13 protein-coding genes are annotated in these 10684 nt (G+C 66.6%); 6 read left to right on the top strand and 7 right to left on the bottom strand.

Annotation, left to right across the window (positions count from 1 at the left end):
• Window positions 1-267: diiron oxygenase (locus VFA16_RS08065; RefSeq protein ID WP_324967313.1), on the bottom strand; the 267-nt coding region annotated here is incomplete at its 3' end.
• Window positions 268-427: 160 nt separating this feature from the next.
• On the opposite strand from VFA16_RS08065, the gene serC reads away from it, so the two are divergent.
• Together serC and sepH are read left to right on the top strand one after the other, a co-directional pair.
• Window positions 428-1546 (top strand): phosphoserine transaminase, encoded by a 1119-nt coding sequence (serC, locus tag VFA16_RS08060; RefSeq protein ID WP_324967312.1) that lies wholly within the window; start codon window positions 428-430, stop codon window positions 1544-1546.
• A 112-nt stretch (window positions 1547-1658) separates the two neighbouring features.
• Window positions 1659-2444 (top strand): septation protein SepH, encoded by a 786-nt coding sequence (sepH, locus tag VFA16_RS08055; protein WP_324967311.1) that lies wholly within the window; start codon window positions 1659-1661, stop codon window positions 2442-2444.
• Here sepH and VFA16_RS08050 read toward each other — a convergent pair.
• The 3 genes from VFA16_RS08050 to VFA16_RS08040 are packed head-to-tail and all read right to left on the bottom strand — an operon-like array spanning window position 2441 to window position 3998.
• Entirely contained in the window at window positions 2441-2719 is a 279-nt protein-coding gene (locus tag VFA16_RS08050) for a DUF2537 domain-containing protein (protein ID WP_324967310.1), read from the bottom strand. The genes sepH and VFA16_RS08050 overlap by 4 nt on opposite strands.
• A gap of 14 nt (window positions 2720-2733) precedes the next feature.
• Window positions 2734-3570 (bottom strand): RNA methyltransferase, encoded by an 837-nt coding sequence (locus tag VFA16_RS08045; protein WP_324967309.1) that lies wholly within the window; start codon window positions 3568-3570, stop codon window positions 2734-2736.
• Complete coding sequence (locus VFA16_RS08040; RefSeq protein ID WP_324967308.1) at window positions 3567-3998, bottom strand: MarR family transcriptional regulator; 432 nt, start codon at window positions 3996-3998, stop codon at window positions 3567-3569. Before VFA16_RS08040 ends, VFA16_RS08045 begins: the two co-directional genes overlap by 4 nt.
• A gap of 92 nt (window positions 3999-4090) precedes the next feature.
• Here VFA16_RS08040 and VFA16_RS08035 point away from each other — a divergent pair, with 92 nt between their 5' ends.
• Entirely contained in the window at window positions 4091-4372 is a 282-nt protein-coding gene (locus tag VFA16_RS08035; RefSeq protein WP_324967307.1) for a DUF2530 domain-containing protein, read from the top strand.
• Between the two features lie 24 nt (window positions 4373-4396).
• On the top strand, window positions 4397-4852 hold the full coding sequence (locus VFA16_RS08030) for an SRPBCC family protein (RefSeq protein WP_324967306.1): 456 nt from the start codon (window positions 4397-4399) through the stop codon (window positions 4850-4852).
• Here VFA16_RS08030 and VFA16_RS08025 read toward each other — a convergent pair.
• A complete protein-coding gene (locus VFA16_RS08025; protein ID WP_324967314.1) occupies window positions 4849-5643 on the bottom strand; it encodes a DUF3027 domain-containing protein in 795 nt (264 codons plus the stop codon). The two genes, VFA16_RS08030 and VFA16_RS08025, sit on opposite strands and share 4 nt — an antisense overlap.
• A gap of 174 nt (window positions 5644-5817) precedes the next feature.
• On the opposite strand from VFA16_RS08025, the gene VFA16_RS08020 reads away from it, so the two are divergent.
• Both VFA16_RS08020 and VFA16_RS08015 read left to right on the top strand, forming a co-directional pair.
• Window positions 5818-7419 (top strand): MFS transporter, encoded by a 1602-nt coding sequence (locus VFA16_RS08020; RefSeq protein WP_324967305.1) that lies wholly within the window; start codon window positions 5818-5820, stop codon window positions 7417-7419.
• Entirely contained in the window at window positions 7416-7901 is a 486-nt protein-coding gene (locus tag VFA16_RS08015; protein ID WP_324967304.1) for a DUF2771 domain-containing protein, read from the top strand. The genes VFA16_RS08020 and VFA16_RS08015 overlap by 4 nt, the downstream gene beginning before the upstream one ends.
• A gap of 8 nt (window positions 7902-7909) precedes the next feature.
• Here the strand turns inward: VFA16_RS08015 and VFA16_RS08010 are convergent, their stop codons facing one another.
• Both VFA16_RS08010 and VFA16_RS08005 read right to left on the bottom strand, forming a co-directional pair.
• Window positions 7910-8914, bottom strand: coding sequence for a glutathione S-transferase family protein (locus tag VFA16_RS08010; RefSeq protein ID WP_324967303.1), 1005 nt, complete (start codon window positions 8912-8914; stop codon window positions 7910-7912).
• 24 nt (window positions 8915-8938) lie between these two features.
• The coding region (locus VFA16_RS08005) for an acyl-CoA dehydrogenase family protein (RefSeq protein WP_324967302.1) at window positions 8939-10684 on the bottom strand (1746 nt) is incomplete at its 5' end.

Raw genomic sequence — 10684 nt, 5'->3', positions numbered from 1 at the left:
CCGCCACATACCGATCTTGATCTGGCGCTCCAGCGGCTGCGCTTGATACCAGGGATGCCGGCCCAGCGGGTCAGTGGCCGGCAGGACCCACCGCGGGTCGTTCTCGGTGACCGCGAACTCCGGCGAGTTCCAGTCGATATCGGTGTACGGGTTGAAATTGCGCCGCACCGACCCCTCGGACAGTGTGCGCAGCTTCTCCACGTACTCGGCGTCGTCCAACACGTCCATGTTGCGCCGCCATCGCTGCACAATTTTCGTCCGAGCCATGGGCTAGCCTCCTATGAGGTTTACATTTGGACGCTTCGTGTACACAGTACCGCAGGTATCGCCAACTTTCTAGACCCCCGGACGGCACTGTGGCACAGCCGAACTCAGCGACTCAGATGTGACCGCAGTCACATAAGCAGTTCTCATTAGGCTGGTGGCCATGGCTGACCAGTTGACGATTCCTGACGGCATCAAACCCCGCGACGGCCGCTTCGGTTGTGGACCGTCGAAGGTTCGCCCCGAACAATTACAGGCGCTGAGCGGTAGCGCCGCCGGCCTGTTCGGCACGTCGCACCGGCAGGCCCCGGTAAAAGACCTGGTCGGCCGGGTCCGAGACGGGTTGCGCGACTACTTCTCGCTGCCCGACGGCTACGAGGTGATTCTGGGCAACGGCGGCGCGACGGCGTTCTGGGATGCCGCGGCGTTCTGCCTCATCGACAAACGGTCGCTGCACCTGAGCTACGGCGAGTTCAGCTCCAAGTTCACCTCGGCGGTCGCCAAGAACCCGTTCATCGGCGACCCGATCGTGATCAAGGCCGATCCTGGCAGCGCGCCGGAACCGCAGAGCGACCCGTCGGTCGACGTCATCGCCTGGGCACACAACGAAACATCGACCGGGGTGGCGGTGCCGGTACAACGCCCGGCCGGCTCGGGCGATGCCCTGGTCGCCATCGACGCCACCTCGGGTGCTGGCGGCCTGCCGGTCGACATCACCGAGGCCGACGCTTACTACTTCGCGCCGCAGAAGAGTTTCGCCAGCGACGGCGGCTTGTGGATCGCACTCCTGAGCCCGCCGGCGCTCGCGCGCATCGACGCGATCGCCGCTTCCGGACGCTGGGTGCCCGACTTCCTGTCGCTGCCGATCGCGGTCGACAACAGCCTCAAGAACCAGACCTACAACACCCCGGCGATCGGCACACTCATACTGCTGGCCGAGCAAATCGACTGGCTGGTCGGAAACGGCGGGCTGGAATGGGCGGTCAAGCGCACCGCCGACTCCTCGCAGCGGCTGTACTCCTGGGCGCAAGAGCGGCCCTACACCACACCGTTCGTTGCCGAGCCGCGACTGCGGTCCCAGGTGGTGGGCACGATCGACTTCAGTGACGGGGTCGATGCTGCGGCGGTCGCCAAGGTGCTGCGCGCCAACGGCATCGTCGACACCGAGCCGTACCGCAAACTCGGCCGCAACCAGCTGCGGGTCGGCATGTTCCCCGCGGTCGACCCCGATGACGTCAGCGCACTCACCGAGTGCATCGACTGGGTGGTCGAGCGGCTCTGAACGGTTGTCAGCCGGCCCGCGTGTCAGCGCGGTTATCGCCGCTAGCTGCATTAGAGTGCGCACCTGACAGGCCCACCGCGTTGGTATGCAAAGAGCCTGCGAGGAGGTCGACATGCGGGAACTCACGGTGCTTGGACTCGATGTCGACGGCAAACACATCATCTGTGAAGGCCTTGCCAGTAACGGGGACCCGAGCGAAAAGTTCAAGCTGCTGGTCGACGACCGGTTGCGGGCGGCGGTACGCGGCGACGGGGCACGGCTGGGACAGACCCGGATCGACATCGAGGTCAACAACGTGCCCAGCCCCAAGGAGATTCAGGCCCGCATCCGCGCGGGCGCATCGGTCGAGCAGGTGGCCGCAGCGACCGGAGCCGATATCGCGCGAGTCCAGCGGTTCGCGCACCCGGTGCTGCTGGAGCGCTCTCGGGCGGCCGAGCTGGCAACCGCTGCACACCCCGTGCTCGCCGACGGCCCCGCGGTGCTGACGCTGCTGGAGACGGTGACCGCCGCCTTGTCGGCGCGTGGTCTTGATCCCGACAGCACCAGCTGGGATGCGTGGCGCCGCGACGACGGCCGCTGGACGGTGCAGCTGGCGTGGAAGGCAGGGCGCTCGGACAACCTCGCGCACTTCCGCTTCTGCCCCGGCGCCCACGGCGGGACCGTGACCGCGCTCGACGACGCCGCCAGCGAGCTGATCGATCCCGACTTCGACCGTCCGCTGCGGTCAGTGGCGCCGGTGGCCCAGCTCGACTTCGACGAGCCCGCTCCGCCGTCGTCGCAGGAGCCGGTCGCTCCCCCGGAACGCCCACGCCAGCCGGCGCGCGCCCGTCGGGGCAAGCCGGCGGTTCCGGCGTGGGAAGACGTTTTGCTCGGCGTGCGCTCGGGCGGAAACCGCTAAGCGCGGCCCAACGCCGCCAGCGTCAGCAGCGCCAGCCAGGCGCCCGCCACCCCGACGCCTGCGCCCAGCACGAACCAGCGCAGCACAGGAGTGTGCCGCCAGCCCCACAACGTCGGCGCCAACCCCCCGGCGGCAACGATGTTGAGCCCGACGGCCAACATGGGATGGACCCGGACCAGCCCCAGGGTGAGCACAACGACCGCGACGCCGGTCACTGCGGCGACAAACCCGGCCACCGTCAAACCCGTGCCCCACGGCGTGGAGTGGTCAGTCACGGCGTGAGCCTAGCTCAATTGCCCAGCCTGGCCCGTTCGTAGAAGGCCAGCGCGGCTGCGGTGGCGACGTTGAGTGAGTCGGTGCCGCGCGACATCGGAATACGCACCCGTATGTCACAGGCGCGCATCGCTTTTTCGCTCAAACCCGGACCCTCGGCGCCCACCAGCACGGCGACCCGCTGGTCGTGCAGCGCGACCATCGCCGCCGGCAACGGCTGAGCCTGCTCGTCGGGCGTCATCGCTAGCAGCCGAAAGCCTTTGTCTCGCAGCAATTTTAGCTCCGCAGGCCAGTCTGTCGCGTGTGCATACGGCACCAGCAGTGCATGACCCATGGATACCCGGACCGCACGACGGTACAGCGGGTCGGCGCAGCCGCTCCCGAAGACCACCGCATCGATGCCCAGCCCGGCGGCGTTGCGGAACATCGAGCCAAGGTTCTCGTGGTCGTTGACCCCTTCGAGCACCACGACCGTGCGCGCGCCGTCGACGACTTGGGCAACGCTCGGCTCGGCTACCCGGCGCGCCGCGGCCAGCACCCCGCGGTTGAGGTGAAAGCCGACCACTTGTGCCATGACGTCGGCGGACACCCGGTAGTAGGGCGCACCGACACCGACCAGATCAGCTTTGAGTTCGGCAAGCCGGCGGTCGGTGCCGAGCAAGGCCATCGGGGTGAACCGGGACATCAGCATGCGCTGCACCACCAGTACTCCCTCGGCTATCACCAATCCCTTGCCGGTCGGCAGGTCGGGGCGACGGTCGACACTATTGAGATCTCGGAAGTCGTCGACGCGAGGGTCGTCGGGATCGGTTACATCCTGAACATCGACGTCCCCGAAGCGGTTGGTGTTCACGGGTTTTCGTCGACCAGCGCCAACATCAGGTCAGCCGCGGTGCGCAGCGTGTCGCGCTCTGCGCTGCCCAGTGCGGCGAGCCGCTGGGCCAGCCACTCCCGACTGGCGCGGCGTTCGGACTCCAGCAGGTCCGCCCCGGCTTCAGACACCGACACCAGAACTTGCCGGCCGTCGACCGGATGTGCAGTGCGGTCCACTAAGCCGAGCTCGGCCAGCGAGGCGATCACCCGGGTCATCGACGGCGGCCTGACCCGTTCCCGCTCGGCCAATGCACCGGGTGTCATCGCACCCTCTTTGTCCAACGTTGCCAGCGCCGACAGTTGCGACAGCGACACCGGCGACTGGGGACGCCGGAACCGCAGTTGACGGGACAGCCGCATGACCGCCAACGACAAATCGCTGGCTAGCCGCGTGTCCCCGTCCATCACAGCGCGAAGGTTACGACAGATCATCAGGGCTTGGCATCGTCTAGGCCGAATCCTCCTCGGGCCGCTTTGCGCCGCCAAGTATCTTCGACTCGATGTCAACCGAGCCTCACGAGACTCCCAAGCCGCCGTCGCTTCCGGCTGGGCTGCTGGAGGTATGGCCGGTCATCGGCGTGGGCGCGCTGGGCTGGTTGGCCGCGACCGTCGCAGCGTTCACCGTGTCGGCCCTCGATACGTGGCGGCCGGTAACGGTGGCGGGGCTGGCCACCGGGCTGCTCGGCACGGGTATCTTCGTGTGGCAACGCGACGCCGCCCGCCGAGGGGCACGCGGTGCCCAGACGGGTTTGGGCCACCGGCGCGACCCGGACCGCAGATGAACGAGCAAACTTCAGGGAGGACCAATGGCAGCGCCGCTGTTGCAAGCCGAAGTCGACATCAAAGCAGCACCCTCGAGGGTGTGGCTGCTGATCTCTGATCTCGGCCGGATGCCGCAGTGGAGCCCGCAGTGTCGATGGATGCGACCACTCGGCCCGCTGCGTCCCGGAACCCGCACCGTCAACCTCAACCGTCGCAACAAGCTGTTTTGGCCAACCACCTGCACGGTCACCGAAGTCATTCCCGAGAAGAAACTGGCGTTCCGGGTCAACGCCAACGGCACGATCTGGAGTTACGAGCTTGAGCCGACGGCCGAGGGAACCCGGGTAATCGAGAGCCGGCACGCCGAGAACGGCGTCAAACCGATCTCGACTATGACGGTGAACGCGTTGTTCGGGGGAGTCGACAGTTTCGAGCGCGAACTGGTCGACGGCATGAACGCCTCGCTGGCCAAGATCAAGGCGGCAGCCGAGACCGGCTAGTTCGTTTCCGCGGGCTTGTCGCTGATGTCAAGCACCCCGTCGTCGTACGGGTCGTACGTTGGCGAACCGCTGCCCGCCGGAGCTTGGGTGTCCGAATGCGCGCCGCAGCCGTACTGGGAGTCCACGACATGCCCGTCGGCGGACATCTCGTTGCCGCAGACGCCGAACATCCGCCCGAGTGAACCCGCCAGCGGAAGATAGAAGCCGCAGTCGCGGCACACCCTTTTGGTCGAGCGCGCCATCGGCGAGGCAGGACCGTAGTCGCCGTCGTGCCAGCGTTGCGCTGCTTGCGCGCGGCCCCACGCGCTCATCACCCGCCGTCGGCCCAGCCCGATCTCGACGGCAACTTCATCGACTTGCGGGTCACCGCTGGCGGTGTAACCGGGCACCAGCCGCGGGTCGTCTGGCGGAGTAGCCAGCAGGTCTCCGGGTCCCAGGTCCCCGGGTCGAACCCTCTGCTCCCACGGAACCCATTGCGGGGCCAGCAGCGCAGTCGGACCGGGGATCAGCACCACTTCACTGATCGTCGCGTGATTGGCGCCCGGGTACGCGGCGACGACGACGGCCCACTGCCACCCCTGATAGCCGGACAGATGCGCCAAGAATCGGTGTGTGGCCGCGCTGGAATCTTCGTAGCTGACACCGAGGTATTCGCCAACCGTTTCCGGGCCGCTGAACTCCGCGATCGCCGCGCGGGCCTGGTCGACGGCGCCGGTGACAAGCGCGGCAACCTCTTCCGGCCACTTGCCAGCAGCGGGTACGGCTTCTTCGGTTCCGATCACGCCCTCCATTGTCTCCGATACTGCCGCAGCAAGAGGGCGAGCAGCCACACCGATCGCCTGCGCGCCCGCACCGTCGGCGTGAGCAAGAATTGATTCGTGTCTGGATGGCGGCGTGACCACACCGACGTTGGGCGTGCGCCTGGCCAACGGTCCCGGACAGGACGCCTTGGCGAGCATCCCGGTATGGCCAACTACCCCGCCAACGACGTCAGTGATCAGCGGTTGCGCCGCCCGCCGCCGATGCCGAGCGCCAACCGCTACCTGCCACCGCTGCACCACGAACCGGCTGAAGGGCGCGGACGCAGTGAGCCGCCGCGGGGTGCGCCCTCCGGCGAACGCATCACCGTCACCCGCGCCGCAGCGCAGCGCAGCCGCGAAATGGGTTCTCGGATGTACTGGCTGGTGCACCGCGCCGCCACCGCCGACGGCGCGGACAGATCCGGGCTGACGGCGCTGACGTGGCCGGTGGTCGCGAATTTCGCGGTCGATTCCGCCATGGCCGTCGCACTGGCCAACACATTGTTCTTCGCGGCGGCGACGGGCGAGAGCAAGTCTCGGGTCGCGCTGTATTTGTTGATCACCATCGCGCCGTTCGCGGTGGTTGCGCCACTGATCGGTCCGGCGCTGGATCGACTGCAGCATGGTCGCCGGGTGGCGCTGGCGTTGTCGTTCGTGTTGCGCACCGCGCTGGCGGTGGTGCTGATCATGAACTACGACGGCGCTACCGGAAGCTTCCCGTCATGGGTGCTCTATCCCGCGGCGCTGGCGATGATGGTGCTGTCCAAGTCGTTCAGTGTGTTGCGCAGCGCGGTGACGCCGCGAGTCATGCCGCCGACCATCGATTTGGTGCGGGTGAATTCCCGGTTGACGGTGTTCGGGCTGCTCGGCGGGACGATCGTCGGCGGTGGCATCGCAAGCGGGATCGAGTTCGCCTTGACTCACCTGTTTCAGTTGCCCGGCGCGCTATTTTTCATCGTCGCCGTGACACTGGCAGGCGCGTGGTTGTCGATGCGGATTCCGCGCTGGGTCGAGGTGACCACCGGTGAGGTGCCCGCCACGTTGAGCTATCGCGTCCCGACCGGCCGAACGCGCCGAAGCTGGCCCGAGCAGGTCAAGAGGGCTAGCGGTGCGCTGCGACAACCGTTGGGCCGCAACATCATCACCGCGTTGTGGGGAAACTGCACGATCAAGGTGATGGTGGGCTTTTTGTTTTTGTATCCGGCGTTCGTCGCCAAAGCGCATGAAGCCAGCGGGTGGGTGCAGTTAGGCATGCTGGGCCTGATCGGCGCCGCGGCCGCGATCGGAAATTTCGCCGGCAACTTCACCAGCGCGCGGCTGCAATTGGGCAGGCCCGCAGTGCTGGTCGTGCGATGCACCGTGGCGGTTACGGCGGCGGCATTGGCGGCCGCGGTGGCCGGAAACCTCGCGGTGGCCGCCGTGGCCACCTTGGTCACGTCGGGGGCCAGCGCAATCGGGAAGGCCTCACTGGACGCTTCGCTGCAGGACGATCTGCCTGAGGAGTCGCGGGCTTCCGCTTTCGGTCGCTCCGAGTCGACGCTGCAGCTGGCATGGGTGCTGGGTGGCGCGCTGGGCGTGATGTTGTACACCGAGCTGTGGGTGGGTTTCACCGCGGTGACCGCGGTGTTGATCCTCGGTCTGGCCCAAACTGTCGTCAGCTACCACGGTGATTCGTTGATCCCAGGCTTGGGGGGCAATCGGCCAGTCATGGTCGAGCAGGAAGGCGGCCGCCTCGGGGCCGACGCGGCGGCGGCCGGGCGGGAATGACGCGTCGCGTTGCGCTGCTGGCGGTTGTGGTGGTGCTGGCCCTGGGCGCCGGGGTCGGTACATGGCTGCTGGTACCCGGCCACGGCCCGCAGCAGCCGAAGATCAGCGCGTACACACACGGGCATCTGATCCGGGTCGGCCCGTATGTGTATTGCAATGTGTTGAACGTCAACGACTGTCAGACACCGCACGCGCAGGGCGAGTTGCCGGTCACCGCGCGCGACCCGGTGCAGCTCTCGGTTCCCGGCGCGATCGGGCGTGCACCGTGGCGGCTTCTTCAGGTGTACGAGGACCCGGTAAACACCACCACGACCTACTTCCGACCCGGGACCAGGCTGGCTGTCACCATCCCCACCATCGACGCCCAACGCGGGCGGCTGACCGGGATCGCCGTGCAGCTGCTGACGTTGGTGCGCGACGCCGCCGGTGGACTACAGGACGTCCCGCACGCGGAATGGTCGGTGCGCACGGTGTGGAGCTAGCGGTTGCGCTACGCACCGTGACCGGCGGGTACCCGCTCGCCCTCAAGCGGCGGTCCCGGCGGGGTGCCCTCACCAAAGGGCCTGCCGCCCAAGGATTCCCGGCCATGCGGCGTCAACCAGTTCCCCAGGTGTGGGCCTTTCGGCACGATACGGGTCGGGTTGATGTCGCTGTGCACGATGTAGTAGTGCTGTTTGATTTGGACGAAGTCGATCGTGTCGCCGAAGCCCGGTGTCTGGAATAGGTCACGCGCATAAGCCCACAGCACCGGCATCTCCGACAGCTTCTGGCGATTGCACTTGAAGTGCCCGTGATAGACCGCGTCGAAGCGGGCCAGCGTGGTGAACAGCCGCACGTCGGCTTCGGTGATGGTGTCGCCCACCAGATAGCGCTGACCGGACAGCCGCTCACTGACCCAATCCAGTGCGGTGAACAGCCGGTCGTAGGCCGCCTCGTAGGCCTGCTGCGAGCCGGCGAAGCCGCACCGGTACACCCCGTTGTTGATCTCGGTGTAGACGCGCTTATTGACCTCGTCGATCTCCGCCCGCAGCGGCTCGGGGTAGAGCTGCGGCGCCCCGTCGCGGTGATACGCGGTCCACTCGGTGGAGAAGTCCAGCGTGATTTGCGCGAAATCGTTGGTGACGACGGCGCCGGTGGGAATATCGACCATCGCCGGGACAGTGATGCCCTTCGGGTAGTCGGGGAAGCGTTTGAGGTAGGCGTCCCGCAGCCGCGGGATTTTCAGCACCGGGTCGACGCCGCCTGGGTCGAGATCGAAAGTCCAGCTGCGCTCGTCATGGGTCGGACCGCAGAACCCGATGGAGAGAACAGGTTCGAGCCCGAGTAGTCGCCGCACGATGATCGCACGGTTGGCCCACGGACAGGCCCTGGCAACGATCAGCCGATAACGACCGGGCTCGACCGGATATCCGTCGCGTCCGTCGGCGGTGATGCGCGTGGCGATGTAGTTGGTGTCGCGGGTGAATTCACCCGCTTCGGCGACGTAGGAACTCATGCCTTTCAGTGTGCCCGTCGGCGTTCAAGATTCCGATACGGTCAAAAACCGCCGAGCCACGTTGGCTTCGGTGGACGGACCGGGTTCCCAGGCAGCGATCCACGGCCCGGTGCCCTCTGACTGGTCGAGTATCCCGTCTTCCAGCCAGGTGTAGCGGCCTTCCAGCACAGCATCCGAAAGCGCAGTGTCGGTGCTGTCGGTGTTGGACCACAATGCGTCGAACAGCGCCTCCGCCCGCAGGGTGGCCTGCTGGCAAAACGCGTCCGCCAGTTCATAGGCTTGCTCGCCGCGCGCCGGATCTGCGGCACGCTCGGCCTCCGCCCGAACGCATGCGGCGGACATCGCGAACAGCTCTGCGCCGATGTCGACGATGCGCCCAAGGAAGCCCTGCTTTTGTTCCAAAGCGGCTTGCCAGCGCGCCATTCCGTAGAAGGTGTTGCGGGCCAGCTTGCGCGCGGAGCGCTCGACATACCGCAGATGTGTTGCGAGCCTGCCGAACTCGCGATAGCTGGTAGGCAGTTGTCCTTCGCCGAAAACCAGTTGCGGCAACCACTTTGCGTAGAATCCACTCGCGCCGGCTGCCGCCTTGGCCTTCTGTCGCAAGTCGGCTTTGGGGTTGGCGAGATCTCCGGCGGCGGTGAGGTGAGCGTCGACCGCTTCACGCGCGATGAGCAGCCGCATGATCTCGCTGGACCCCTCGAAGATGCGGTTGATCCGCAGGTCGCGCAGCATCTGCTCCACGGCTACCGCGCGTTCCCCGCGAGCGGCCAGCGACTCGGCTGTCTCATAGCCGCGGCCGCCGCGGATCTGCACCAGCTCGTCGGCGATCACGCAGGCCATCTCGCTGGACCACAATTTGGCCAGCGCCGCCTCGATCCGGATGTCGTTGCGGCCTTCGTCGGCCATTTGACCGGATAGGTCGAGCACTGCTTCGAGCGCGTAGCAGGTTGCGGCGATGAACGAGATCTTGCTGGCGACCGCCTCATGCTTGCCGACCGGCTTGCCCCACTGCACCCGCTCGGCCGACCATTCCCGCGCGATTTTCAGCAACCACTTGACCGCGCCGGTCGCCGTAGCAGGGATGGACAGCCGGCCGGCGTTGAGCGTCGTCAGCGCGATCTTGAGACCGTCGCCTTCGCGGCCGATCAGGTTTTCCCGAGGAACGCGGACTTTGTGCAGCCTGGTGACCCCGTTTTCGATGCCGCGCAAGCCCATGAACTTGTTGCGCCGCTCAACGGTGATGCCGGGCGCATCGGCCTCGACGACAAACGCACTGATGCCGCCTCGGTGTCCATCGCTCTTGGGCACCCGAGCCATCACCACCAGCAGATCGGCGACCACACCGTTCGTAGTCCACAACTTCACGCCCTCGAGTTCGTATGCCTGTCCGTCTTCGATGGGCGTCGCGGTCGAGGCCATCCGCGCCGGGTCCGAGCCCACATCCGGTTCGGTGAGCAGGAAGGCCGATATCGCGCCGGCCGCACATCGCGGCAAGAACTTGCGCTTCTGTTCGTCGGTCCCGGCAAGCTTGAGCGGTTCTGGTACCCCGATCGACTGATGCGCGGACAACAGGGCGCCCAGACTGGGATGGACGGTGGTCACCATCATCAGCGCGTGGTTGTAGGCGACTTGCGACATGTTCAGCCCGCCGTACTCCGACGGTATCTTCATGCCGAAACAGCCCAGTTCGGCAAAGCCTTTCACGTATTCGTCGGGAATCTGAGCATCACGTTCGATGACACTGCCGTCGACGGTCTGAAGGAATTCGCG

The organism is Mycobacterium sp., from assembly GCF_035653355.1.
GTDB lineage: Bacteria > Actinomycetota > Actinomycetes > Mycobacteriales > Mycobacteriaceae > Mycobacterium.
The sequence above is the reverse complement of the archived record's forward strand: the minus strand, read 5'-3'. Positions and strand labels throughout refer to the sequence as shown.